This is a genomic window from Aminobacter sp. P4_D5 (assembly GCF_056401815.1).
On sequence record NZ_JBFUIP010000029.1, the window covers coordinates 1 to 25218 of the forward strand.

The 25218-nt window shown below is 61.5% G+C and carries 20 protein-coding genes and 1 tRNA gene; 15 read left to right on the forward strand and 6 right to left on the reverse strand.

The genetic code is table 11. The annotated features are described in order from the left end of the window. Positions 1–455: 455 nt before the first annotated feature. A tRNA-Lys gene (locus tag AC1DWF_RS09020) sits at positions 456–531 on the reverse strand. Between the two features lie 310 nt (positions 532–841). On the opposite strand from AC1DWF_RS09020, the gene AC1DWF_RS09025 reads away from it, so the two are divergent. From AC1DWF_RS09025 to AC1DWF_RS09050, 6 genes are all read left to right on the forward strand, one after another. Continuing rightward, entirely contained in the window at positions 842–1138 is a 297-nt protein-coding gene (locus AC1DWF_RS09025) for a hypothetical protein (RefSeq protein WP_476788886.1), read from the forward strand. A gap of 154 nt (positions 1139–1292) precedes the next feature. Then, on the forward strand, positions 1293–2039 hold the full coding sequence (locus AC1DWF_RS09030) for a cytochrome c biogenesis CcdA family protein (protein ID WP_476786699.1): 747 nt from the start codon (positions 1293–1295) through the stop codon (positions 2037–2039). 100 nt (positions 2040–2139) lie between these two features. Further along, entirely contained in the window at positions 2140–3507 is a 1368-nt protein-coding gene (gene glmU / locus AC1DWF_RS09035; RefSeq protein ID WP_476788881.1) for a bifunctional UDP-N-acetylglucosamine diphosphorylase/glucosamine-1-phosphate N-acetyltransferase GlmU, read from the forward strand. A 146-nt stretch (positions 3508–3653) separates the two neighbouring features. Continuing rightward, the gene (gene glmS / locus AC1DWF_RS09040) at positions 3654–5477 is read left to right on the forward strand and encodes a glutamine--fructose-6-phosphate transaminase (isomerizing) (protein WP_476804482.1); all 1824 of its coding nucleotides are present in this window, start codon (positions 3654–3656) and stop codon (positions 5475–5477) included. A 179-nt stretch (positions 5478–5656) separates the two neighbouring features. Continuing rightward, on the forward strand, positions 5657–6235 hold the full coding sequence (locus tag AC1DWF_RS09045; protein ID WP_476787255.1) for a DUF2272 domain-containing protein: 579 nt from the start codon (positions 5657–5659) through the stop codon (positions 6233–6235). A 194-nt stretch (positions 6236–6429) separates the two neighbouring features. Continuing rightward, positions 6430–7185 carry a DUF502 domain-containing protein gene (locus AC1DWF_RS09050; RefSeq protein ID WP_476841615.1) on the forward strand — a complete coding sequence of 252 codons (756 nt, stop codon included), beginning with the start codon at positions 6430–6432 and terminating at the stop codon, positions 7183–7185. Here the strand turns inward: AC1DWF_RS09050 and recG are convergent. Then, positions 7137–9245, reverse strand: a complete 2109-nt coding sequence (recG, locus tag AC1DWF_RS09055) for an ATP-dependent DNA helicase RecG (RefSeq protein ID WP_476788878.1) — start codon at positions 9243–9245, stop codon at positions 7137–7139. The genes AC1DWF_RS09050 and recG overlap by 49 nt on opposite strands. Before the next feature lie 93 nt (positions 9246–9338). Between recG and AC1DWF_RS09060 the strand changes: the two genes are divergently transcribed. Both AC1DWF_RS09060 and mfd read left to right on the forward strand, forming a co-directional pair. Beyond that, on the forward strand, positions 9339–9626 hold the full coding sequence (locus AC1DWF_RS09060; RefSeq protein ID WP_476786675.1) for an FAD assembly factor SdhE: 288 nt from the start codon (positions 9339–9341) through the stop codon (positions 9624–9626). 8 nt (positions 9627–9634) lie between these two features. After that, entirely contained in the window at positions 9635–13135 is a 3501-nt protein-coding gene (mfd, locus tag AC1DWF_RS09065; protein WP_476788877.1) for a transcription-repair coupling factor, read from the forward strand. Between the two features lie 61 nt (positions 13136–13196). On the opposite strand, the gene AC1DWF_RS09070 is transcribed toward mfd, so the two are convergent. Continuing rightward, positions 13197–13874 carry a DsbA family oxidoreductase gene (locus AC1DWF_RS09070; protein WP_476785457.1) on the reverse strand — a complete coding sequence of 226 codons (678 nt, stop codon included), beginning with the start codon at positions 13872–13874 and terminating at the stop codon, positions 13197–13199. Positions 13875–13903: 29 nt separating this feature from the next. Next, the gene (locus AC1DWF_RS09075; protein WP_476788875.1) at positions 13904–15724 is read right to left on the reverse strand and encodes an extracellular solute-binding protein; all 1821 of its coding nucleotides are present in this window, start codon (positions 15722–15724) and stop codon (positions 13904–13906) included. A 234-nt stretch (positions 15725–15958) separates the two neighbouring features. On the opposite strand from AC1DWF_RS09075, the gene AC1DWF_RS09080 reads away from it, so the two are divergent. Beyond that, positions 15959–16585, forward strand: a complete 627-nt coding sequence (locus AC1DWF_RS09080; protein WP_476785455.1) for an invasion associated locus B family protein — start codon at positions 15959–15961, stop codon at positions 16583–16585. A 75-nt stretch (positions 16586–16660) separates the two neighbouring features. Here the strand turns inward: AC1DWF_RS09080 and hspQ are convergent, their stop codons facing one another. Continuing rightward, positions 16661–16984 (reverse strand): heat shock protein HspQ, encoded by a 324-nt coding sequence (hspQ, locus tag AC1DWF_RS09085; RefSeq protein ID WP_476785459.1) that lies wholly within the window; start codon positions 16982–16984, stop codon positions 16661–16663. A 227-nt stretch (positions 16985–17211) separates the two neighbouring features. Here hspQ and AC1DWF_RS09090 point away from each other — a divergent pair, with 227 nt between their 5' ends. Continuing rightward, positions 17212–18174, forward strand: coding sequence for an AEC family transporter (locus AC1DWF_RS09090; RefSeq protein WP_476783288.1), 963 nt, complete (start codon positions 17212–17214; stop codon positions 18172–18174). Here the strand turns inward: AC1DWF_RS09090 and AC1DWF_RS09095 are convergent. After that, a complete protein-coding gene (locus AC1DWF_RS09095; RefSeq protein ID WP_476783287.1) occupies positions 18171–19400 on the reverse strand; it encodes a UbiH/UbiF family hydroxylase in 1230 nt (409 codons plus the stop codon). The genes AC1DWF_RS09090 and AC1DWF_RS09095 overlap by 4 nt on opposite strands. A 386-nt stretch (positions 19401–19786) precedes the next feature. Here AC1DWF_RS09095 and pcsA point away from each other — a divergent pair, with 386 nt between their 5' ends. The 5 genes from pcsA (at position 19787) to AC1DWF_RS09120 (ending at position 25195) form a co-directional block, all read left to right on the forward strand. Further along, positions 19787–20527, forward strand: a complete 741-nt coding sequence (gene pcsA, locus AC1DWF_RS09100; RefSeq protein WP_476788873.1) for a phosphatidylcholine synthase — start codon at positions 19787–19789, stop codon at positions 20525–20527. A 4-nt stretch (positions 20528–20531) separates the two neighbouring features. Continuing rightward, positions 20532–21509, forward strand: a complete 978-nt coding sequence (locus AC1DWF_RS09105) for a quinone oxidoreductase family protein (RefSeq protein WP_476783289.1) — start codon at positions 20532–20534, stop codon at positions 21507–21509. 101 nt (positions 21510–21610) lie between these two features. Next, positions 21611–23188, forward strand: a complete 1578-nt coding sequence (locus tag AC1DWF_RS09110; protein WP_476788872.1) for an ABC transporter ATP-binding protein — start codon at positions 21611–21613, stop codon at positions 23186–23188. Then, positions 23188–24288, forward strand: coding sequence for an ABC transporter permease (locus tag AC1DWF_RS09115; RefSeq protein ID WP_476783284.1), 1101 nt, complete (start codon positions 23188–23190; stop codon positions 24286–24288). The genes AC1DWF_RS09110 and AC1DWF_RS09115 overlap by 1 nt, the downstream gene beginning before the upstream one ends. Then, positions 24281–25195: an ABC transporter permease gene (locus AC1DWF_RS09120; RefSeq protein ID WP_476783283.1), complete on the forward strand. Its 915-nt coding sequence runs from the start codon at positions 24281–24283 to the stop codon at positions 25193–25195. Before AC1DWF_RS09115 ends, AC1DWF_RS09120 begins: the two co-directional genes overlap by 8 nt. The last annotated feature ends 23 nt before the right edge of the window (positions 25196–25218 follow it).

Consider the following 25218-nt stretch of genomic DNA (forward strand, 5'->3'; position numbering starts at 1 on the left):
CCCATATAAGGCGGCATATCGGCTCGGATGCGTGCGTAGCCGGTCTTCAGATTTCGCCTATTGTAACGCACTCCTGGTCAGGCCGGCTGCAAAATCGAGATGATTGGGTGAGGGCGATGCTTCCCTTGGTCTCGGAATATTATAAGTGCAAGCTTGTAATGGAAGATGTTCGTCAAGAGTAGATCTTGACTGAGATCGGACAGCTCGCGGGTGCCTCAGATAAATGGATTTGAGATTTGTTGTGGGCGTGTGTCATCGACACGATGCCCTTATGTAACCGGCAGCGGCTGCTATTTTCCTAAGTTGCTGAAGGGTGTTCGGCTGCGTGGAATCGCCGGGAGCCGGTATTCACGAAATTTGTTGCTAAATTAGCATCGGGCTGCGAGCCCGCTGGGCAACTCAACATCCATTCCCTTAGGGTTGGTTCGCAACGATTTGGGAATAAATCAAGATGCTGGTGGGCGGGATGGGACTCGAACCCATGACCATTCGATTAAAAGTCGAATGCTCTACCAACTGAGCTACCCGCCCGACCGTACGTAGCTGCTTACTTGCTGAGCTACGTGCTCTCGAAGGCCGCGCGGCGACCTCGAAATTCGGCCGGAACATAGGGAGAGTGCCCCGGCGGGTCAACCGGAAAAATGCTGTTGCAAACAGCCTGTGGAATGTCGGTCCTAGATGCCCCGCCTGCCGCGTTGGGCCAGCGTAATATTAAGGGGCAGTGATATTGCTGGCGTCATGTCCCGCTGCTAGATCATGGCGCCCAATATCGGGCCACCATCGTTATGGAAATTTATAAATGCGTACTTTTTTGAAACTCGCCGTTGCTTCCGTTTTGGTCATGTCGGCTCTTCCCGCAGTCGCCCAGGCGGAAGATCTGGTCTTTACCCTCAAGAACGGCACGTCGTCGGTACTGACGAATTTCTATGCCTCGCCGGTCGGCGTCGACAAGTGGGAAGACGACATTTTCGGCCGTGACACGCTGGGCGCGGGCGAGAGCATGCAGATCACCATCGCTGACGGCCGCAGCGTATGCGAATACGACATGCGCTTCGAGTTCGAGGAAGGATCAAGCCTCGACACCACCGAAGACAAGCAGAACCTCTGCGAGTTGGGCGAATACACGATCCACGAATAAGATCTGGCCACGACTAAGATCTGGCGAAATTCCGCCAACGAAGACTTGTTCGGGCCGGCAAAAACCGGCCCGACTATGACTGCCACAAAATGGTGATTGGTGCCTGATAGCCGCTGCCGCTATAGCGGCCTAAACATCGGTGGAGCGGCATTAAATGGCATTGGACGTCGGTTATCTCAGCGCATTGGGGGCAGGAGCCCTATCTTTCCTGTCGCCTTGCGTACTGCCGCTAGTGCCACCTTATCTCTGCTACATGGCCGGCGTTTCGGTCGACGACTTCAAGGCTGAGGGCGCAACGGCGACCGTTTCGCGTGCCCGGGGCCCCCTGCTTGCCGCATCCGCCTCCTTCGTACTCGGCTTTACCACAGTGTTCGTTGCGCTCGGCGCCGGAGCCTCGACCATCGGTCAGTTGCTGCGCACATGGCAGGAGCCGCTGGCCATGGCGGCGGGCGTGCTCATCATCCTGATGGGCCTCAATTTCCTCGGCATATTGCGCATCCCGCTTCTGTCGCGCGAGGCGCGCTTCCAGTCGCAGGGCAAGCCAGCAAGCAACCTCGCCGCCTATCTCATGGGTCTCGCCTTCGCCTTTGGCTGGACGCCGTGCATCGGGCCGGTGCTGGGGCCGATCCTGACGCTGGCCGGCGGGCGTGAAACGGTGGGTGAGGGCGCGTTGCTCCTGGCCGTTTATTCACTCGGCCTGGGCATTCCCTTCCTGATCGCCGCCATGTTCTCCGGCGCTTTCATGCGCTTCCTCTCCAAGTTCAAGGTACATCTCGGCAAGGTCGAAAAGGCGATCGGCGCGCTTTTGGTGGTGGCCGGAGTGCTTTTCCTGACCGGCGGCGTGCAGGCCGCGTCCTACTGGCTGCTTGAACGCTTCCCTGTACTCGGGCAACTCGGGTAGCTCCAAGAAACGGCCCCATTCCGTCTGCATTGGAGGCGATTGCCAGCAATGCTAGAAAGGTGGCCGATTCCAGCCGCCTTTTGCAAACCCGGACGACGCCATGACATCGAGAACCTGCCTGTCGATCATCCTTGCCGCCGGCGAGGGCACACGCATGAAAAGCAGCCAGGCCAAGGTGCTGCACAAGATCGCTGGCCTGCCGATGGTGGCGCATGTCGCCAAGACAGCCGAGGCAGCGGGAGCTGACGGCATCGCGCTGGTGGTCGGTCATGGCGGCGACGAGGTGAGGAAGGCAGCCGAAACATTTGCCCCGAAAGCCGAAATCTTCGTCCAGGCTGAGCGGCTGGGCACGGCACATGCGGTGCTGGCGGCACGCGCGGCGATCGCCAAGGGCCATGACGACATCCTGGTGATGTTCGGCGACACGCCCCTGGTCGAGGCCGATTCGCTGGCTTTGGCGCGGGCAAAGCTCGCTGAAGGCGCTGCTGTCGTTGTGATCGGCTTTCGTCCGCCGAATCCAGCAGGCTATGGTCGCCTGATCGAGAGGGCCGGCAAGCTGGTGGCGATCCGCGAGGACAAGGATTGCAGCGACGAAGAGCGCAAGATCGGCTTCTGCAATGCCGGTTTGATGGCGATTTCGAGCGCGCACGCCCTCAAGCTGCTCGACCAGGTCGGCAACGCCAATGCCAAGGGTGAGTTCTATCTCACCGACATCGTCGAGATCGCCGACAGAGCCGACCTGACGGTGGTGGCGACCGAGGCCAGCTTTGAAAGCGTCTTGGGCATCAACAACCGTGCCGAGCTGGCCGAAGCGGAAGGCATCTGGCAGAAACGCCGGCGCCGCGCGGCGATGCTCGACGGTGCGACGCTGATCGCGCCTGAGACTGTATATTTCTCGCACGACACCGAGATCGGCTCGGACGTTGTGGTCGAGCCGAATGTCTGGTTCGGCCCGAACGTTACGATCGCCGATGGTGCGACGGTCCATGCGTTTTGCCATCTGGAGGGAGCAAATGTTGGCCCGCGTGCCGAGATCGGGCCGTTCGTACGGCTGCGGCCAGGCGCGGAACTGCACGAAAAAGCCAAGGTCGGCAATTTCTGCGAGGTCAAGAAGGCGACGATCGAAAAGGGTGCCAAGGTCAACCACCTGACCTATATCGGCGACGCGCGCGTTGGTGCTGGCGCCAACATCGGCGCGGGCACGGTCACCTGCAACTATGACGGCTACTCGAAGTTCTTCACCGACATCGGCGAGGGCGCCTTCGTCGGCTCCAACACGTCGCTGGTGGCACCGATCGCCATCGGCGCGCGGGCCTATATCGCATCGGGCAGCGTCATCACCGACGAGGTGCCGGAAGATTCGCTGGCCTTTGGCCGCGCGCGGCAGAAGACAATGCCCGGCAAGGGCAAGGAATTGCGCGAGCGCTTCGCTTCAGCGGCGGCAGCGAAGAAGGCCGGCACGAAGTAACCGCATTTCAATCCTAGCGTGCCATTGTGGTCCATCCTGACGAACTGGATGGCTGATACGCAGCGAAACGGAATGTGACTTCCGCTTGTTCGTTGTGCTGCCTAAAAGGCCGACAGGGCTTTTGAGGGATTGGACGGGGCGAGATCATGTGCGGAATTGTCGGAATTGTCGGCCAGACGCCGGTTGCACCGTTGATCGTCGATGCGCTGAAGCGGCTGGAATATCGTGGTTATGATTCCGCCGGTGTCGCCACCATCGAGAACGGCGAACTGGCGCGCCGCCGCGCCGAAGGCAAGCTGATCAATCTCGAGCGACGACTGAAAGCCGAACCGCTCGACGGCAATATCGGCATCGGCCACACGCGCTGGGCGACCCATGGGGTGCCCAACGAGACCAACGCGCATCCGCATTTTTCCAACGGCGTGGCGATCGTCCACAACGGCATCATCGAGAACTTCGCCGATTTGCGTGATGAGCTTCAAAGCGACGGCTACGAATTCACCTCGCAGACCGATACCGAGGTGGTCGCACATCTGATCGCGCGCGAGTTGGCGGGCGGCGCAAAGCCCATCGATGCGGCGCATGCGGCGCTGAAGCGGCTCAGCGGCGCGTTTGCGCTGGCCATCATGTTCAAGGGCGACGACAATTTGATCGTCGGCGCCCGCAACGGACCGCCCTTGGCCATCGGCCATGGCGAGGGCGAGATGTTTTTGGGCTCCGATGCAATCGCACTGGCACCCTTCACCAATTCCGTCACCTACCTTGAGGATGGCGACTGGGCCGTGGTGCGCCGCAATGAATTCCAGATCTACGATATGGAACGCACGCCGGTGGAGCGCCAGCGGCGCCAGTCGGTCGGCTCAAGCTACCTCGTCGACAAGGGCAATCACCGCCACTTCATGGAAAAGGAGATCCATGAGCAGCCGGAAGTGATTTCGCACACGCTGGCGCATTATCTCGACTTCACGCAAGGGACCTCGAAGCCGCTCGACCTGCCGTTCAGCTTCGCCGACATCGACCGCCTGGCGGTTTCGGCCTGCGGCACGGCCTATCTCGCCGGATTGGTCGGCAAATACTGGTTCGAGCGCCATGCGCGGCTGCCGGTCGACATCGATGTCGCTTCGGAGTTCCGCTACCGCGAAATGCCGATCTCGAAGAAGAGTGCCGCGTTCTTCGTATCGCAGTCGGGCGAGACCGCCGACACGCTGGCGTCGCTGCGCTATTGCCGCAAGGCGGGCGTGCCGATTGGCGCCATCGTCAATGTGCGCGAATCAACGATGGCGCGCGAATCCGACGTGACGATGCCAACGCTGGCAGGCCCCGAAATCGGGGTCGCCTCGACCAAGGCCTTCACCTGCCAGCTCTCGGTGCTGGCGGCGCTCACCATCCGTGCCGCCTCGCAGCGCGGCACGATTACGCCCGACGAGGAAAGAGCGCTGGTGCGCAGCCTGTCGGAAACGCCGCGTTATGCAGCCCAGGTGCTCAAGCTCGACAAGCAGATCGAGAAGGTGGCGCGGGAACTCGCATCCTACAAGCACGTGCTCTACCTCGGCCGCGACACCAATTTTCCACTCGCCATGGAAGGTGCCCTCAAGCTCAAGGAAATCTCCTATATCCACGCCGAGGGTTATGCCGCGGGCGAGCTCAAGCATGGGCCGATCGCGCTGATCGACGAGAACATGCCGGTCATCGTCATCGCACCGCACGACCGCATCTTCGAAAAGACCGTGTCGAACATGCAGGAAGTGGCGGCGCGTGGCGGCAAGATCATCCTGATCACCGACCAGAAGGGAGCGGCGCAGGCCACCGTGAAGACGATGGAAACCATCGTCTTGCCCGACGTGCCGGAGTTCATCGCGCCGATCATCTATGCGCTGCCGATCCAGATGCTGGCCTATTTCACCGCCGTGTTCATGGGCACCGACGTCGACCAGCCGCGCAATCTGGCGAAATCGGTGACGGTGGAGTAGGGCGAGGTTTATCCCTCCGGTGTTTGTCTAATTGCTCCGGGCGGCGAATTCGTCGCTCGGATTGGTGCGACCATGCCCCATTTGCCATCTATGGTTGAATTGCATCCATTAATGCAAATATAGGTTGCAATGCAGCTTCTCGGCGCGTATTCTGGCCCGGCATTGTCTGGGGGTGTCAAATGCCAACAACCTATGCGACGAAACTAGCCTCGTTGGCCGAGGCCGAATTCGATCTGCTTCATGGATCGCATGAAACCACATCGAGAATGGCTTCCCGAATAAGGAAGTATTGGACCGACATTGGAATGCAGTTTCCTGGCGTTGGGACGCCTTGGTCGGCGGTGTTTGTTTCCTACTTTATCAAGTGCGCTGGCGCGACGGCGGCCGAATTCCGGTTCGCCGATAGCCATTCAGAGTTCGTGTTCAAGGCGATCAGGAATGCACGGAATGAGGAAGGTGTTTTCCGTGGACGCAGCATCTCGGAATACGCACCGAAGATCGGGGATATCATTCAGAACAATCGCGGCGGCAACACTTTCGGCTTTGACCACGCTGCCGCGCACCAGCAATACGCCTCGCATTCGGCAATTGTGATTGAAGAAGGCTCCGACGGAAATGGGCGCTATGTGAGGACCGTCGGAGGCAATGAGGCGGATACCGTTGGGGATCGCGTTGTTCGGATCAGGTCGAACGGTCTCATCAAACAGCCTGCGGCCGACCCGACCAGATTTGTCTGCATCATAGAGAACCTGAAATAGCGACTGATTTTTGCCAAGCGGATGCTTCGCCCTGATCAAGCGCTGGGCGGACCGGCTTCTTGCGGACGGCTGTTGCCCGGCAAGCAATTTGGCAGTCGTCGCGACATCCCAGGGGACTGCCCCTACGAAGATCGCTGTTTCAAAGCGCCCGGCTGTTCACTAATGTTGCGCTGCAAATAGGGCGGCGGTGAACGATGTCGGACGCATACAAGGTTTCGGCGATGACGCGGCTGAGGAACTACTTCCTCACCGGCTTCATCGTCTGCGCGCCGCTGGCGATTACCGTTTACATTGCCTGGTCGTTCATCGGCTGGGTCGACTCGTGGGTGAAGCCCTACATTCCCAACACCTACAATCCGGATAATTATCTCTCGATCAAGGTGCCGGGCTTCGGGCTGATCGTGGCGCTGGTGCTGATCACGCTGATCGGCTTTTTGACCGCCAATTTCATCGGCCGGGCAATCGTTGCGTTCGGCGAGCGTCTGCTGAACCGCATGCCGCTGGTGCGCGGTCTTTACAAGGCTCTGAAGCAGTTGTTCGAGACGGTGCTGTCGAACAAGAACGAAATGTTCCGGACCGTTGGCATGGTCGAGTATCCGCGCAAGGGCGTGTGGTCGCTGGTTTTCGTTGCCAATGAAAAGCAGACCGAAATCAACKACAAGCTGGACAAGGAGGGCGATCCGCTTATCGCCGTCTTCATGCCGTGCACGCCTAACCCAACGACCGGCTTTTTGATGTATGTGCCGAAATCCGACATCGTGGTGCTCGACATGAGCATCGAGGATGGCGCCAAGCTGATCGTCTCGGCTGGGCTGGTGGCACCCGAGGTCAAGAGCAAGGCAGCAGCGAAGGGCGTTCTGGTTGACGGGCCAATGGGCAACCCGCCGGTCGGCGAACTGCCTCAACCGGCGCGCAGCAAGCGCACCGCTTCATCTCTACCGAACACATAAAGCAGCAGCCGGAGCGCTTCGCCGCGGGGCGACACCAGATCGGGGTCGCGGGTGAGAATCAGCCGCGCGTCGTCGCGGGCGATCTCCAAGAGATCGGCATGTGCCTCGATGCGGGCGACCTGGAAGCCCGGAGTGCCCGACTGGCGCGTGCCCAGAATCTCGCCCTCGCCACGTAGCTTCAGATCTTCTTCGGCGATGAGGAAACCATCTTCGGTGTCACGCATGACCGACAGGCGGCGCTTGGCGGTTTCACCGAGTGGGTCCTTGTAGAGCAACACGCAGGACGACGGTTTCGAACCACGGCCGACGCGGCCGCGCAACTGATGAAGCTGGGCAAGGCCGAAACGTTCGGCGTGCTCGATGACCATGATGGTGGCATCGGGCACGTCGACCCCGACCTCGATGACAGTCGTTGCAATCAAAACGCGCGTTTCGCCCGCCTTGAAGGCGCGCATCGCCTCGTCTTTTTCGGCGCCCTTCATGCGGCCATGGACGAGGCCGATGCGATTGCCGAAGACAGGCTGGAGCGAGGCGAAGCGGTCCTCCGCCGACATCAGCTTGATCTCCTCGGACTCCTCGACCAGCGGGCAGATCCAGTAGATCTTCTGGCCCTCGGCTACCGCATCCCTGATGCGACCAACGAGTTCGTCAATACGCTCCAATGGCAGCGTGACCGTGCGGATCGGCTGGCGTCCAGCGGGTTTTTCGGTCAGGCGCGACACATCCATGTCGCCAAAGGCGGTGAGCACAAGCGTGCGCGGGATGGGGGTTGCTGTCATCACCAGCATGTCGGGGGCATCGCCCTTGGCGGTGATGGCAAGGCGCTGGTGGACGCCGAAGCGGTGCTGCTCGTCGATGACAGCAAGTGCGAGGTCATGGAACTTCACCGTTTCCTGAAACAGCGCGTGCGTTCCGATGACGATGTCGATCTCGCCGCTTTCCAGCCCGGCGAGGATCTGCGCACGTTCGCGGCCTTTTTCACGGCCGGTGAGCACGGCGACGGACATGCCAAAACGCTCGGCCAGCGGTGCGATGGTGGCGAGGTGTTGGCGGGCGAGGATTTCGGTTGGCGCCATCAAAGCGGCCTGGCCGCCGGCTTCGACCGCGCGCGCCATCGAAAGCAGCGCGACTACCGTCTTGCCCGAGCCGACATCGCCCTGGAGCAGCCGCAGCATTCGTTCGGGCTTGGCGAGGTCGGCCTCGATCTCTTCGAGTGCCACCTGCTGCGAACCGGTCAGGGAATAGGGCAGGGCCAAGCGCAAGGCATCGACAATGCGCCCGTCTCCGGTCAGCGGCCGACCATGCAGCTTGCGTACCCGGGCCCGAACCAAAGCCAGCGAGACTTGGCCGGCGAGCAATTCGTCATAAGCGAGCCGGCGCCAAGCGGCGTTTTCGGGCGAGGCGTCGATCGGGTCGATCGGATTGTGGATGCGCTGGAGAGCTGCGGAGAAGTTTGGAAAGCTTTGGCGCCGCATCAGCTCGGCGTCGAGCCATTCGGGGAAAGCCGGTAGACGTTCGAGCGACTGGCCGATGGCGCGGCGCAGCACCTTTGACGACAGGCCGGCGGTGAGGGGATAGACCGGCTCGATCAGCGGCAACTTGTCGGCTTCGCTGGCGAGCGCGATATGGTCGGGATGGACCATCGACGGGCGGCCGTTGAACCACTCCATGCGACCCGAGACGATCACGTGTTCACCCTCGGGCATCGCCTTTTCGAGGTAGGCGGCATGCGCGTGGAAAAAGGTCAGCGCGATCTCGCCGGTGTCGTCATGGGCAAAGACGCGGTAGGGCGCCGATCGGTTTCCGCGCGGTGCGGGCTGATGCCTGTCGATGCGCACGTCGAGCGTGACGATGGCGCCTTCGGCGGCGAGCGCGATGCCCGGACGGTTGCGCCGGTCAATGACGCTATTGGGCAGGACAAACAACAGGTCGCCGATACGCGCCGCACGGTCGCCCAGATCGGCCGGGACGACCTTTTCGATCAGCACAGCGACCTTGGGTCCGATGCCGGCGAGCGAAGTGATGGGAGAAAACAACGGATCAAGCAATGATGGGCGCATGATGTCAGCTTATGCGCTGGAGTTGCCGGGGCAAAGGCTGACAGGACGAGCTATCCACGCTATATGCGCCGGGACACCAAAGGATTTGCTGAAATGACCGGATCGACACGCTCGAGCGAAGGGCTGGACACGCGCAGGCGCAAGCTTCTGTTCCGCTCGTGGCACCGCGGCATGCGCGAGATGGATCTGATCCTTGGCAGTTTCGCCGACGCCAATATCCACAAGCTGAGCGACGACGAGCTCGACCACTACGAGGTGCTGCTCGACATCGCCGACAAGGAGCTGTTGTCGTGGATCATTGGGGAGCACGCGGTGCCAGACGCTGTCGACCATGACGTCTACCGCCAGATCGTGGCGTCGCGCGGCGCATTCACAGCCTGAGTGAAATCATGAGCCTGATCAAACCAATCGGCCTGCCGAAGGGTCGCGCCGGACAGTTCATCGTCGATGGCGTCGCCGACGGCTACGAGGCCTTTGCGCTGGCGACCGCTGCTGGCGAGATGGCGCCCGATAAGCCGTTACTGTTTGTCGCACGCGACGGACAGCGGCTGCCGCAGATCGTCGAGGCGTTGGCGTTCGTTGCACCCGAGCTGCCCGTGCTCGAACTGCCGGCGTGGGATTGCCTGCCTTACGACCGCGTCTCCCCCGGCTCGGACGCTGCGGCGCGCCGGCTTGATGCGCTCGCGGCGATGATTGCGCTCCGCAAGGAGCCGCACCGGGCGATCGTTCTGACGACGGCCAATGCCCTGCTGCAGCGCGTGCCGCCATCGGCGGCGATCGAGGCACAGGAATTCCGCGCCAAGCCGGGCAATCAGGTCGAGATGAACCTGCTGGTCGCGCGGCTCGAACGCGCCGGCTTCGAGCGCGTGCCCACGGTGCGTGGCGTCGGCGAATTCGCCGTGCGCGGCGGCATCCTCGATCTTTATGCGCCCGGCGCCGCCGACGCGCTCAGGCTCGACTTCTTTGGCGACACGCTTGAGACGATCCGTGCCTTTGACGTCGCCACCCAGCGCACGACGGGCAGCCGCAACTCGGTGACGCTTCAGCCGATGAGCGAAGTGGCGCTGACGCCGGAGACGATCAGCAAATTTCGCCGCAGCTATATCGACGCCTTTGGCGCGCCATCGCGCGACGATGCGCTTTATGCCGCGGTCAGCGAGGGCCGGCGCTTTGCCGGCATGGAGCACTGGCTTCCGTTCTTTTATTCGCATCTCGAAACGATGTTCGACTACCTGCCCGACGCGCCGGTCGTGTTCGATCATCTGGCGCGCGAGGCGCTCGGCGAACGCCATACGCTGATCCTCGACCACTACGATTCCCGCCGCAAGCAGGCGGAAGGCAAGGGCCTCAAGGACGCGGTGCCCTACAAGCCGGTGGCGCCGGAACAGATGTACCTGTCGCCGGACGAGGTGACCTCAGCACTCGCCGACCAGGTCAACGCCGAACTGACGCCCTTCGACACGCCTTTTTCGAGCGGACGCAGGGTCTTGCACGCCGGTTCGCACGCCGGCCGCAGCTTTGCCGAAGAGCGCGCAGATCCCAACGCCAATGTCTTCGACGTGGTGGCCCGGCATATCGCAGACCAGCGCGCGGCCAAGCGGCGCGTCGTCGTTGCCGGCTGGACCGAGGGTTCGCTCGACCGCCTGACGCAGATCCTCGACGAGCACCATCTCGGCAACCTCAAGCGCGTGACGAACTTGGCCGAGGTCGAATCGCTGAAGCCGGGCGAGGCGGGTCTTGCCGTGCTGCCGATCGAAGCGGGCTTCGAGTCTGGCGAACTGGTTTTTGTTGCCGAGCAGGACATTCTGGGCGACCGGCTGATCCGGCGTTCAAAGAAGCGCAAGCGCGCCGCCGATTTCATCGCCGAGGCCTCGTCGCTATCGGCGGGCGACATCGTCGTGCACTCCGATCATGGCATCGGCCGTTTTGTCGGATTGAAGACCATCGAGGCGTTGGGCGCGCCGCATGACTGCCTCGAAATCCACTATGCCTCTGACGGTAGGCTGTTCCTGCCGGTCGAAAACATCGAGCTTCTGTCGCGGTACGGTTCGGATTCGGCTGAGGCGACGCTCGACAAGCTCGGCGGCGGTGCCTGGCAGTCGCGCAAGGCGAAGCTCAAGCGGCGCCTGCTCGAAATGGCGGGCCAACTGATCAAGATCGCCGCCGAACGGCATATGCGCGAAGCCCCGGCGATGAATCCGCCGGACGGTGTTTATGGCGAGTTCGCGGCGCGGTTCCCTTATGAGGAGACCGACGACCAGCAGAGCGCCATCGATTCCGTGATGGAGGACCTCGCAGCTGGCAAGCCGATGGACCGCCTGATCTGCGGCGACGTCGGTTTCGGCAAGACGGAGGTGGCGCTGCGCGCAGCCTTCATCGCGGCTATGGAAGGTTTCCAGGTGGCGGTGGTGGTGCCGACGACGCTTTTGTCGCGCCAGCATTTCAAGACGTTCACGCAGCGTTTCGCCGGCCTGCCGATCAAGGTCCGGCAGGCCTCGCGGCTTGTCGGCACCAAGGAACTGGCCGAGACCAAGCAAGGCATCGCCGACGGCACTGTCGACATCGTCGTCGGTACGCATGCGCTGCTGGGTTCGTCGATCCAGTTCAAGAATCTCGGGCTGCTGATCATCGACGAGGAGCAGCATTTCGGCGTCAAGCACAAGGAACGGCTCAAGGACCTGAAGAGCGACGTGCATGTGCTGACGCTATCGGCGACGCCGATCCCGCGCACGCTGCAACTGGCGCTGACGGGGGTGCGCGAACTGTCGCTGATCGCCACCCCGCCTGTCGACCGCATGGCGGTGCGCAGCTTCATTTCGCCCTACGACCCGCTGGTCATTCGCGAAACACTGTTGCGCGAGCGCTATCGCGGCGGCCACAGTTTCTATGTCGTGCCGCGCATTGCAGACCTTGCGGAAGTGCATCAATTCCTTCAGGAATCAGTGCCGGAACTCAAGGTCGCTGTTGCCCACGGCCAGATGGCGGCGGGCCAGCTCGACGACATCATGAATGCCTTCTATGACGGCCAGTACGACGTGCTGCTGTCGACGACGATCGTCGAATCCGGCCTCGACATTCCGACGGCCAACACGCTGATCGTGCATCGCGCCGACATGTTCGGCCTGTCCCAGCTCTACCAGTTGCGCGGCCGCGTTGGCCGCTCCAAGGTGCGCGCCTATGCGCTGTTCACGCTGCCGGCCAACCGCACGCTGACCACCACCGCCGACCGCCGGCTCAAGGTGCTGCAGTCGCTCGATACGCTGGGCGCAGGCTTCCAACTCGCCAGCCACGATCTCGACATTCGCGGTGCCGGCAACCTTCTGGGCGAAGAGCAATCGGGCCACATCAAGGAAGTCGGCTTCGAGCTCTACCAGCAGATGCTGGAAGAGGCAGTGGCCGAGCTGCGTGGCAGCGGCGAAGCGATCGACACAGGCTGGTCGCCGCTGATCGCGGTCGGCACGGCGGTGATGATCCCGGAGGCTTACGTACCCGACCTCCAGCTCAGGCTGGCGCTTTACCGCCGTCTCGGCGATCTGGAGAATACCGAAGAGATCGACGGTTTCGGCGCCGAACTCATCGACCGCTTCGGACCGTTGCCGGAAGAGGTCAAGCACCTGCTCAAGATCGTCTTCATCAAGGCGCTGTGCCGCAAGGCCAATGTCGAGAAGCTCGATGCCGGGCCGAAGGGCGTGGTGGTGCAGTTCCGCAAGCGCGAATTCGCCAATCCGGCCGGGCTGGTGCGCTACATCGCCGAGCAGGGCTCGCTGGCCAAGATCAGGCCCGACCACAGCGTGGTGTTTGCGCGCGACTGGCCAAATCCGGAGAAGCGGCTGGCTGGCTCGGCCGTCATCATGACGCAGTTGGCGAAGCTCGCCGAACAAGCGGCTTAAATGCACAAATCCCTCACCACCTGACGGCGACGAGGGATCGGCATTTTCGGCAATATGAAGATCAGTTGAGCGTCGGCGCGCCGGCTGCCTTTTCGGTAGCGACCTGGCGGATGGCGTCGGCGAGTGTCGCCGAATCCTGGGCGCCCATGACCGCATATTTGCCATCAATCAGGAAGCACGGCACACCGGTGATGCCCATGCGTGAGGCAGTGACGATCTCATTGGTCACGTCGTCGCGGTCGGCGTCGGTGGCAAGCAGCGATTCGACCACGGCCGCATCCATGCCTGCGGTGCGGGCTGCCTCGACCAGCACGGCGTGGTCGCCGATATCCTTGCCCTGCTCGAAATAGAGGCTGAACAGCGAACGCGCGAGCCTGTCTTGCACGTCATTGCCGGAAGCCGCCGCCCAACGGATGAGGCGGTGGGCGTCGAGCGTATTGGGCGCAACCGTGATGGCATCGAAATCAAAAGCAATGCCTTCGACCGCGCCGAGCGAGACCAAATTGGCGTGAACCTGCTGCAGGCGCGCCTCGTCGCTGAATTTCGCCAGCATGTAGGCCTTGCGTTCCTTGCCTTCCGGCGGGATCGTCGGATCAAGCTGGAATGGACGCCACCGCACCTCGGCCTTGACCTCGGGAAGGCTGGCAAGTGCGCTTTCCAGGCGCTTCATTCCAAGAAAGCACCATGGGCAGACAACGTCGGAGACGACGTCGATGGTGATTTGGTTCTGGTCGGTCATGGATAGGTCCTTAGCTTGTGCAGTCCGATTTAACCGCCCTGACTCCACCAGACCGGCAATTGATAGCCAGATATGGGTGTTTTTTCCGGATGTTTTAGTCTCTTGGCATAAGCGATCCACTGCTCGGAATTATGCTGCATCGGAACCATGTAGTTGCCGGAGATCAGCAATCGGTCAAGGACGCGCACTGCGGCAACGAAATCGTCCTTCTCGCGGGCCTGGAGCATCGCCTCGATGGCCGCGTCGACGGCCGGGCTTGAGACGCCGGCAAGATTGAACGAGCCGGGCTTCTGGGCGGAGGACGAGCCCCAGCGGCCAATCTGTTCGATTCCGGGCGACAATGTGCCGGAGAAGCCGGTCACGCCAATCAAGACGTCGAAATCGAAGGCCTGCTTGCGCGACTGGATCTGATCGGCCTCAAGCGCCCGGATCGTCATGGTGATGCCGAGCTTTTCCAGCGTGCGCTGGTAGATGGCGGCCAGGCGCTGCTCAGCTTCAGAGGAGGTCAGGATTTCGAACGCGAAGGGTTTTCCCTCAGGGTCGAGCATCTTGCCGCCCTGCAGCGTGTAGCCCGCACTCTTGAGCAGGTCGAAGGCAGCCTTCAGAACCTTGCGGTCCTGGCCGGAACCGTCCGTAACTGGCGGGCGGTAGGTGCCGTCCATGACGTCCGGGCGCACAGCACCAGGGAAGGGCGCCAGCAGCGCTTTTTCCTTGTCGTTGGCCGGCACGCCATAGGCTGACAGTTCCGAGCCCTGCCAGAAGCTGACGGTGCGTTCGTATTTGCCGCTGAACAGGTTCCGGTTGGCCCATTCGAAGTCGTAGAGCAAACCGAGTGCCTGGCGGACGACCGGATTTGCGAATTTCGGCAGGCGCGTGTTGAACATGAAGCCCGTAACCACGGGAGGCAAACCGCTCTTGAAGGTTTCTGCAACGATGTCGCCGTTCTTGAAGGCGGGGAAGTCGAAGCCACGCTCACGCTTGACCGGATCGGCCTCGGTGAAGGTGTCGCAAATGCCCTTCTTGAACGCCTCGAACAGGGCCGCGGTGTTGAGGAAATACTCGATGGTGATCTGGTCGTAATTGTCGAAGCCACGCTTCGAGGGGATGTCGCGTGCCCAGTATTCGGGGTTGCGCTTGAAGACGATGCGCTCGCCGGGCTTCACGTCGGCCACGGTGTAAGGTCCGCTCCCAACGATCGGCTTCAGCGTCGTCTGGTCGAAAGTGGCCATGTCGAAGAAGTGCTTGGGCACGATCGGCGTCAGCGCGATGATGAGCGGAAATTCGCGGTCGGCCTTGTCGTTGAAGGTGAAGCGGACGCTGAGGTCGCCGGTCTTTTCGATCTTCTCGATCTTGGACATGCGGTCGCTGTAAGGCGGGCGGCCCTTTTCGGTGAAGACTTCATAGGTGAAAATCACATCGTCGGGCGTGATCGGCTGGCCGTCCGACCATTTGGCGTTCGGATCGATGTTGAACTCGATCCATTTGCGGTCGGGATCGATGTCGACCGACTTGGCGGTAAGGCCGTAGACGCTGAAGGCCTCGTCGGCGCTGCGCTGCATCAGCGATTCGAAGACCAGATTGCCGTAGATCGTGTCGAGCATGCCGCGCGCGGTGGTGCGCAGGCTCTTGATGATGAACGGGTTGAGGTTGTCGAAGCTTCCTATGACGCAATAGGTGATCTTGCCGCCCTTGGGGGCGTCCGGATTGGCATAAGGAAAGCTCTTGAAGTCGTCCGGCAAGGCCGGAGTGCCGTGCATGGAAAGGCCGTGGACCGGTTCTGAATTGGCCGCGCGCGGGGCAAGAAGAGCGATTGCGGCGGTGGCAACCAGCAGCGAAAGAGTGCGTCTCACGACGATTCTCCACGAATTCGGGGAAACTTTGATGATTCGAAGGGTAGCGCACCCAGACAAGGGCCGTCCATTGCCGGCTGAAGGCACAAGAAATGCGCTGAAGCGGGCTGGATTCACAGCGCACGGCAGTGTAACAGGCGCGACGAAGTCATGCTGTTGCCTCAATTGCCCAACAGGTAGCGTCGACACACGGCTTGGGCCGGTTCCGGGATTGTTTGAGAGGAATTCATGAAGATGACGAGCCAGAAATTCGACGGTCTCCGCCTGTCGGTCTTGGCGACTGGCGTTGCCGGTATGCTGGCATCGGGCCTCGCACCTGCTGCCGCGCAGCAGCAACAGATCCCGCAGGGCTGGTTCAAGGCTTGCTCCAAGCAGGCTGACGTGGACATCTGCAACGTGCAGAACATCCTGACCGCCAGCAACGGCCAGCTGGTGACCGGCATTTCGATGATCGAGCTCAAGGGCAAGGTCAACCGCAAGGTGTTCCAGGTTACCGTGCCGAGCGGTCGTCTCGTGCCTCCCGGCATCGGCCTGCAGGTCGACGGCGGCAAAGCGCAGAAGCTCGAATACGTGATCTGCTTCCCGGACCGCTGCGTTGCCGAGATCGCCCTTACCGATCCGCTCATCGCCTCGTTCAAGAAGGGCACTGAGCTCACGCTGACGTCGATCAACTTCCAGAACCAGCCGAACCCGATCAAGGTTTCGCTGTCGGGCTTCACTGGCGCCTTCGATGGCGAGCCGATGAAGCAGTCGGATCTGGAAGACCGCCAGAAGAAGCTCCAGGAGTTCGTGTCGAAGAACAACGAGGACTTCGCCAAGAAGCTCAAGGAAGAGCAGGACAAGGCCAAGACGGCCAACTGATCGACCTGACAGATCTGACATGAAAAAAGCGGGGTTTCGGCCCCGCTTTTTTTGTTTCGTATCAGGCGCTTGCGCCTAATGACTGATGCGCGCCTTGGGGGCGTATCGGCCATCCGAAATCTTGTCAAAATACTCGCCGACCTGAGGATGGCGGACCGGCTCGCCGGAGCTGTCCTCAAGCAGGTTCTGCTCGGAGACATAGGCGACGTATTCGGTCTCGGCGTTTTCAGCCAGCAGGTGATAAAAGGGCTGGTCGCGGCGGGGGCGCACGGCGGCGGGGATCGCCTCGTACCATTCTTCGGTATTGGCGAATTCGGGGTCGACATCGAAGATTACGCCCCGAAACGGAAAGACACGGTGGCGCACCACCTGTCCTATAGAGAATTTTGCCGTCTTCATGCGGATCACCCGATGCCGCGCATGATCCGCCGAATCACACGCGCTTTCAATCGCTTAGGTCGCAATCTGGATCGAAGTAGCCCTCCAGTCCCGCTGATTGTGCCTTCCTATTCCCCTATTTGGCGCAGCAAGGCAGCTATTTCAATGGCATAGCGCCTTGACGTGCTGTCAGGCCGCACGATACCGGCAGTTGAAATGTTCGTGCGGCGCGAAGCAGGAAGGTGCCTATGTCTGAGGTGATCGGTCTGGTCCTGCCGTTTTTCGGGCTGATCTTCATCGGCTTCGTGCTTGCCCGGATCACCAGACAGCCGCTCGAAGCGCTTGGCTGGATGACGACCTTCATCGTCTATGTCGCGTTGCCGGCGTTGTTTTTCCAGTTGCTGGCCAAGACACCTTTCGAGCGCCTGACCGAATGGCGATACATCTTCGGGGCGGTGTTTTCGACCTTCGTCATCTTCTCGCTGATGTTCGTAGTGTCCTACATCAAGGGGCGCGGCGAGATCGCCGAATCGACGATCAAGGGCCTGGCGTCGGCCTACGGCAATATCGGTTATATGGGCCCGGGCCTTGCGCTGCTTGCCTTCGGCGAAGAGGCCGCGGTTCCGGTGGCGCTGATCTTCTGCTTCGAAAACATCATGCATTTCACCATCGCCCCCATGATGATGGCCTTGGCCGGCGACGAGCCGCGCTCGCCGATAAGTGTCGCAGCCGATGTCATCAAGAAGATCGCATTCCACCCATTCATCATCGCAACCGCGGCCGGCGTGCTGGCGGCTTATGTCGAGTTCCGCCCGCCACTGCCGGTCGAGCGTTTTCTCGAATATCTGTCGCAAGCAGCGGCCCCTTGCGCTCTGTTTGCCATGGGCGTGACCCTGGCGCTCAGGCCGCTCAAGCGCGTGCCGCACGAAATGGTGCCGATCGCGCTGCTCAAGCTGATCGTCCACCCGCTATTGTGCTACGTCGTATTGAGCTGGATCGGCAATTTCTCGCCGGTATGGCTGTTTTCAGCGATGCTGCTAGCGGCATTGCCCACCGCGACCAACGTGTTCGTCATCGCCCAGCAATATGGCGTCTGGGTCGAGCGCGCCTCGGCAAGCGTGCTGGTCACCACCTGCCTGTCGGTTCTGACAGTGACCGGGCTGCTCTACATGATCCAGCATGGCATATTGCCGCCTGACCTGTTTCCCTAGTCCGTCGAGGCGTCGCGCGAGCGGCGTGGCGAACGCAGGCTTGAGGCGATCGATGAAAAGCCGCTGCCCGGCCTCAGGCCTTCGCGCATGAAGAAGGCGCGCACGGGCGAAAAGCCGCCAAGGAAGTTGAGCCCCGCGCTGCGAGCCAATTGTGCCGGCAGCATGTCTGACAATAGCGACCTGTTGAGCAGGTTGACCGCACTGGTACGGGCAAGAATGTCGGGGCGCCGCGCGGAATCGTAGGCGGCAAGGGCCGCTGGCGCACCTGGGTCGTCAATGTGTTTCGTTGCGATTTCAACGAGTTGATCGACATCCCTGATGCCAAGATTGAGGCCTTGCGCGCCGATCGGCGGGAAGACGTGTGCGGCTTCGCCGACAAGGGCAACGCGGTTTTGGGCAAACCGCTGGGGCAATAATGTCGACAGCGGATAGATCTGCCTGCCGCCATCGACGGTGACGCGGCCAAGCATCGATTGCATCTGGCGTTCGATCCGCAACGACAATGCAGCATCGTCGAGGTCGGCGAATTCCTTGGCTGTCTCGGGCCGAAGGACCCAAACGAGGCTGGAGCGGCGACCGGGCAGCGGGACCAGTGTGAACGGGCCTGTTTCGGTGTGAAATTCAGTTGAAGCAAAGGCGTGGTCGCGGCTGTGGGCGAAGTTCAGCACCAATGCCGCCTGCGGAAGCGTTCGCGCGCTTGCCGAAATGCCGGCAGCCTGGCGCGCTGGCGAATTTCTGCCGTCGGCAGCGACGGCCAAGTGTGCTTCTACCGTTGTTCCGTCGGAAAGGGTGGCAATGACCTTGCCTGGCTCGATGGTCCAGTTGTCGACCATCGCACGGCGCCACTCGATTCCTGCATGTGCCGCGACCGTCCTTTCAAGCACCGCGTTGAGAACCCGGTTCTGGAAGTTGAAGCCGAAATGGTCTTCGCCGATCTCGCCGGCGCGGAATGTGACCATCGGACTGCGGATCAGCCGCGACGTGCCGTCGATGATGCGCATCACCTTGAGCGGCGCGGCATCGGGGGTAAGGGCACCGAGCACGCCAAGGCGATCGAGGAATTTCAAGGCCGGCACCATCAGGGCGGTGGTGCGGCCGTCATCGGACCGTGCCGGCGGTCCAGCGAGGATGACGCCAAAGCCGGCATCAGCGAAGGCGAGGGCGGAAATCAGGCCAACTGGCCCCGTGCCGGCGACCAGAATGCGGTTTTGTGTGTCGACGCTCATGTGCCGCCGTCCATGCTATCGAAGTGCCCCTGCACCTCAGTCGTCCTGATATAATGCGGGCCTAAGCCATTGATCAACGCGGCGATTCATCCCATTCGTCGGCTTGGACGAGTGCGGCGGTCATTTTGCTGTTCCTGATGACGGTAGCCGTTTGCAAAGGCGCTTGCGGAACTGTAGTTGACGCTGCGTTCCATCCTTTGGTCCGGCTTTCAGCTTGTCTGAAAAGCGGCCCTGCTATTAAGTGCCTGAAGAAGCGGAGATTGCCAATTGCATGCCGGGTCGAGCGTCGGAGGAGAAGCAAGTTCCCGCTGCTCTGGGCTCCTTTTACTTGCATGCGGCACGGTCTTCCGCTCGATTGAGATCTGCAATCTGGATTGGCGGGAACCGTGAAGCCTAAAAAAGTCACATGGCCGCAGGCTCGCGCCTTTTCGGTGCATCTGCTCACCGCCTCGGGCTCCTTCCTGGCGTTCCTGTCGCTGGTTGCGGCGAGCGAAGAACGCTGGACGGCGATGTTCTGGTGGCTGGGGCTGGCGCTGTTCGTCGACGGCATCGACGGGCCGATCGCGCGCAAGCTCGAGGTCAAGGAAATCCTGCCGACATGGTCGGGCGAGTTGCTCGACAACATCATCGACTACGTCACCTATGTGCTGATCCCGGCTTTTGCCCTTTATCAAAGCGGGTTCATGGGCGAGGGGCTGTCGTTTGTTTCGGGGGCGATCATCGTCGTGTCGAGCGCGATCTATTATGCCGACACCGGCATGAAGACGAAGGAAAACTTCTTCAAGGGCTTCCCCGTCGTCTGGAACATGGTGGTGTTCACGCTGTTCGTCATCGAGCCCGGGCAATGGGTGTCATTCGCAGTGGTCGTCGCCGCCGGCATCCTGACGTTCGTGCCGATGAACTTCCTGCATCCGGTCCGCGTCGTACGGCTCAGAAACATCAACCTGCCGATGACACTGATCTGGTGCGCGTTCGGCACCGCGGCCCTGCTGCAGCAGATGCATGCGAGCGAATGGATCAAGATCGGCATCGCCATCAGCGGCATCTATTTGTTCTTCATCGGCGGCGTGATGCAGTTCTTTCCAAAGCTCGGCGGAAAGCCTGCCCTTGAGACAGAGAAAGACTGACGACGTGCCCAAAGCCATACGAGTCCACGCCCATGGCGGCCCCGAAGTCCTGGTCTATGAAGATGCGGATGCCGGGCGACTAGGCCCGGAGCAGGCGCTGATCCGCCATACCGCGATCGGTCTGAACTTCATCGACGTCTATTTTCGCTCCGGCCTCTACCCCGCGCCCAACGGCATGCCGGTGACACCTGGTGGCGAGGCGGCGGGCGTGGTGCTCGAACTGGGCGAGGGCGTCGATTGGCTGAAGGTCGGCGACCGCATCGCTTATGCCGTGCCCACCGGTGCCTATTGCGAAGAACGGGTGATCGCCGCCGACAGGCTGGTCAAGGTGCCTGACGGCATCAGCGACGAGCAGGCCGCGGCGATGATGCTGAAGGGCATGACCGCCGAATATCTGCTACTCCGCACCTTCAAGGTGAAGGCTGGCGATACGGTCCTGTACCATGCGGCCGCCGGTGGCGTCGGGCTGATCCTCGGGCAATGGGCCAAGCATCTCGGCGCAACCGTCATCGGCACCGCAGGCTCCGATGAAAAGGTGGCGCTGGCCAAGGCGCATGGCTTCGACCACGTCATCAACTACTCCGACCAGGATTTCGTCGCTGAAGTGGCCAGGATCACCGGCGGCAAGAAGTGCGATGTCGTCTACGATTCCGTCGGCAACGACACATTCCCGGGCTCGCTCGACTGCCTGAGGCCAATGGGCACTTTTGTAAGCTTCGGACAGTCGTCGGGGCCGATCCCACCATTCAGCATTTCGCTTTTGGCGCAAAAGGGCTCGCTCTATGCGACGCGGCCGACCATCTTTGCCTACAATGCCAAGCGCGGAGATCTGGTCCGTTCGGCAGATGCGCTATTTGATGTGGTGCTCAAAGGTGCCGTCGAAATCAGGATCAACCAGCGTTATGCGCTACGCGACGCCGGCCAGGCACATGCCGATCTCGAAGGTAGAAGGACCACGGGGACAACGGTACTTATTCCTTGAGTTTTTGCTTAATTTCTTGAAGCTCTTTCAACTTGTGACATGCTTTGCGCCGGGAGCAGGACGCGCCTACCATGCCCTCGGGAACATAAAAAGAACTGACAATGGGAGGCGTTGTGGACACAACCCCTTTAGCCAATGGTCCGAACCTGCTTGAGGTTCGCGGCCTGACGAAGATATTCGGCACGCTGAAGGCGTGCGATCAAGTCGACCTGACCATCGCCAAGGGCGAAATCCACGCTTTGCTCGGCGAAAACGGTGCGGGCAAGTCGACGCTAGTGAAGATGCTGTTCGGTTCGCTCGAGCCCAATGCCGGCGAGATCGGCTGGAACGGCCAGCCGATGAGGATCACCAGCCCTGGCGTCGCCAAGAAGCTCGGCATCGGCATGGTTTTCCAGCATTTTTCGCTGTTCGAGGCACTGACCGCCGCCGAAAACATCGCACTTTCCCTGGCCGACGACACGCCCATTAGCACCATTGCCGCCAAGGCACGCGCGCTTTCCTACAGTTACGGCCTGCCGCTCGACCCGGATTCGCTCGTCGGCGACCTGTCGGTCGGCGAACGCCAGCGCATCGAGATCATCCGCTGCCTGCTGCAGACACCCGAACTCATCATCCTCGACGAGCCGACCTCGGTGCTGACGCCGCAGGAGGCCGACAAGCTGTTCGAGACCCTGGAAAGGCTGCGCGCCGAAGGCAAGTCGATCCTCTACATCTCGCACCGCCTCGATGAGGTCCGCCGCCTGTGCGACAGCGCCACGATCATGCGCCACGGCAAGGTTGTCGGCCATTGCGATCCAAGGCAGGAAACGCCGGCCTCGCTGGCACGCCTGATGGTCGGCACCGACGTCAAGAACGCCGAACGCACCACCGCGTCCGTGCGCGGGGAAGAATTGCTCAGCATCTGCGGCATGAGCCGCAAGCCTGCCGGTCCGTTCTCGATGCCGCTCAAGAATATCTGGCTGGATGTCGCTGGCGGCGAGGTGATTGGCATTGCCGGTGTTGCCGGCAACGGCCAGGGCGAACTTTTCGAAGCGATCTCCGGCGAGGCACTGCAGGAAAGCTCCGAGGCGATCCGCATTCGCGGCCAGTCGGCAGGGCGCATGGGGATTTCTGCCCGCCGCCTGCTGGGTGCGGCTTTCGTGCCCGAGGAACGCCTCGGCCATGGTGCGGCTCCTCGCATGCGGTTGTCGGAGAATCTTTTGCTGTCGCGCCACGCCACCGACGGTAAGGCTTTTGTCGGGACCGGCGGGCTGGTCAAGTCAGGCGCGATCCAGAAGGCGGCTCAACGCATCATCCAAGCGATGGACGTACGCAAGAGCGCGCCCGACCCTGAGGCCGCGGCACTGTCGGGCGGTAATCTGCAGAAATTCATCATCGGCCGCGAACTCGACCGCAATCCGGCTGTCATGGTGGTCAACCAGCCGACCTGGGGCGTCGATGCGGGCGCTGCCGCGCGCATCCGCCAGGCGCTGATCGAACTGGCACGCAACGGTTCGGCGGTGCTGGTGATCAGCCAGGATCTCGACGAGCTGTTTGAAATCTCCGACTCGATCGCCGTCATGCACAATGGCGAGCTGTCGAAACCGATTCCGATCGCGGAAGCCACGCTCGAGCGCATCGGGCTTTTGATGGGCGGCGCCGAACCGGGTCATCCCGAACACACGCAGGAAGTCGCGTGATGCGGATCGAACTCGTCAGACGTCCGGAACGCTCGGCGCTTTTCGCCGCCCTTTCACCCTTCATTGCGCTTGCATTGACGCTCATTGCAGGCGCGATCATGTTCTCGCTGCTCGGCAAGAACCCGGTCGAGGCGCTGTATTACTACTTCATCGACCCGCTGCGCGAGGTCTGGTCGCTGCATGAACTGGCGGTAAAGGCAGCTCCGCTGATCCTGATCGCGGTCGGGCTGTCGATCTGCTATCTCTCCAACAACTGGAATATCGGTGCCGAAGGCCAGTTCATCATCGGCGCGATCACTGGCTCGATCCTGCCGGTGATGTTCCCCGAGTTCCAATCCTGGATCGTTCTGCCGCTGATGTTGTTGATGGGCATCGCCGGTGGTGCCGCTTACGGCGCCATTCCGGCCTATCTCAAGGTGCGTTTCAACACCAACGAGATCCTGACAAGCCTGATGCTGGTCTATGTCGCGCAGCTGTTCCTCGACTGGATGGTGCGCGGCCCCTGGCGCAACCCGGCCGGCATGAATTTTCCGGAGACACGCACCTTCAGCGTTGCTGCAACGCTGCCTGAAATCTGGTCGGCGTCGGGCCGTGCCAACTGGGGCTTTGTGTTTGCCATCGTTGCGGCGATTGCGATGTGGTTCATGCTCTCGCGCACATTGAAAGGCTTTGAAGTGCTCGTGCTGGGCCAGAGCCCGCGCGCTGGCCGTTTCGCTGGCTTTTCGCAGTCGCGCATGGTGTTTTTCGCCTTCCTCGTTTCCGGTGGCCTGGCTGGGTTGGCCGGCATCTCGGAAGTTGCAGGCGCCATCGGCCAGCTCAGGCCGACGATCTCGCCCGGCTACGGCTTTGCCGCGATCATCGTTGCCTTCCTGGGCCGGCTGAACCCGCTCGGCATCGTCGCGGCCGGCCTGGTGTTGGCCTTGTCCTACCTCGGCGGCGAGGCGGCACAGATCTCGATCGGCGTGTCCGACAAGGTCGTGCGTGCCTTCCAAGGCATGCTGCTGTTTTTCGTGCTCGCCTGCGACACGCTCATTCTTTACCGCATCCGCTTTGTCGGCTCCTCCGCTGCAAAGACCGTGGAGGCCAAGCAAAATGTTTGAAGACATTCTGATAACGGTTGCGACGGCGGCGACCCCGCTTTTGATCGCAGCAGTCGGCGAAGTGGTGGTCGAGCGCTCGGGCGTGCTCAATCTCGGCGTCGAAGGCATGATGGTGATGGGAGCGGTGACCGGTTTTGGCGTAGCACTTGCCACCGGCTCGCCCTGGCTCGGCGTGTTGGCCGCGATCATCGTCGGCGCGCTGTTTTCACTTCTGTTCGGCTTTTTGACGCTGACGCTGGTGACCAACCAGGTTGCGACCGGCCTTGCGCTGACGCTGCTTGGCCTCGGCCTTGCCGGCATGCTGGGCGAAAGCTTCGTCGGCCTGCCGGGCGTCAAGATGAGCTACATCTACATTCCCGGCCTTACCGATCTGCCGGTGGTCGGCAAGCTGCTCTTCGGCCAGGACCCGCTGTTTTACGTCTCGATATTTCTAACGGCAGGTGTGGCCTACTTCCTGTTCAAGACGCGTGCGGGCCTGACCTTGCGCTCGATCGGCGACAATCACACCTCGGCGCATGCGCTCGGCATCAGGGTCATCGGCATCCGCTATCTCGCGGTGATGTTCGGCGGCGGCTGTGCCGGTCTTGCGGGCGCTTATCTATCGCTGGTCTACACCCCGCAATGGAACGAAAACATGACCGCCGGGCGCGGCTGGATCGCGCTGGCGCTCGTTGTCTTCGCCTCGTGGCGGCCATGGCGAGTACTGGCGGGTGCTTATCTTTTCGGAGCGGTTTCGATCGGCCAGTTGCATGCCCAGGCCCTGGGCATCGGCGTGCCGTCGCAGCTGCTTTCTTCGCTACCCTATCTGGCGACCATCGTTGTCCTTGTTCTAATCTCGCGCAACAGGCGACTGACGATGGTGAACACTCCGGCTTCATTGGGGCGGCCGTTTGTGCCAGATCGCTAAGGGCATGGTCTCAACTCGAAGCC

Coding starts and splice junctions, on each gene's coding strand:
- AC1DWF_RS09070 (WP_476785457.1), bottom strand. CDS start 13,874: ATGACCGACCAGAACCAAATCACCATCGACGTCGTCTCCGACGTTGTC.
- AC1DWF_RS09115 (WP_476783284.1), top strand. CDS start 23,188: ATGCGGATCGAACTCGTCAGACGTCCGGAACGCTCGGCGCTTTTCGCC.
- glmU (WP_476788881.1), top strand. CDS start 2,140: ATGACATCGAGAACCTGCCTGTCGATCATCCTTGCCGCCGGCGAGGGC.
- AC1DWF_RS09025 (WP_476788886.1), top strand. CDS start 842: ATGTCGGCTCTTCCCGCAGTCGCCCAGGCGGAAGATCTGGTCTTTACC.
- mfd (WP_476788877.1), top strand. CDS start 9,635: ATGAGCCTGATCAAACCAATCGGCCTGCCGAAGGGTCGCGCCGGACAG.
- recG (WP_476788878.1), bottom strand. CDS start 9,245: ATGCGCCCATCATTGCTTGATCCGTTGTTTTCTCCCATCACTTCGCTC.
- AC1DWF_RS09030 (WP_476786699.1), top strand. CDS start 1,293: ATGGCATTGGACGTCGGTTATCTCAGCGCATTGGGGGCAGGAGCCCTA.
- AC1DWF_RS09120 (WP_476783283.1), top strand. CDS start 24,281: ATGTTTGAAGACATTCTGATAACGGTTGCGACGGCGGCGACCCCGCTT.
- AC1DWF_RS09110 (WP_476788872.1), top strand. CDS start 21,611: ATGGGAGGCGTTGTGGACACAACCCCTTTAGCCAATGGTCCGAACCTG.
- AC1DWF_RS09080 (WP_476785455.1), top strand. CDS start 15,959: ATGACGAGCCAGAAATTCGACGGTCTCCGCCTGTCGGTCTTGGCGACT.
- glmS (WP_476804482.1), top strand. CDS start 3,654: ATGTGCGGAATTGTCGGAATTGTCGGCCAGACGCCGGTTGCACCGTTG.
- hspQ (WP_476785459.1), bottom strand. CDS start 16,984: ATGAAGACGGCAAAATTCTCTATAGGACAGGTGGTGCGCCACCGTGTC.
- AC1DWF_RS09095 (WP_476783287.1), bottom strand. CDS start 19,400: ATGAGCGTCGACACACAAAACCGCATTCTGGTCGCCGGCACGGGGCCA.
- AC1DWF_RS09060 (WP_476786675.1), top strand. CDS start 9,339: ATGACCGGATCGACACGCTCGAGCGAAGGGCTGGACACGCGCAGGCGC.
- AC1DWF_RS09090 (WP_476783288.1), top strand. CDS start 17,212: ATGTCTGAGGTGATCGGTCTGGTCCTGCCGTTTTTCGGGCTGATCTTC.
- AC1DWF_RS09045 (WP_476787255.1), top strand. CDS start 5,657: ATGCCAACAACCTATGCGACGAAACTAGCCTCGTTGGCCGAGGCCGAA.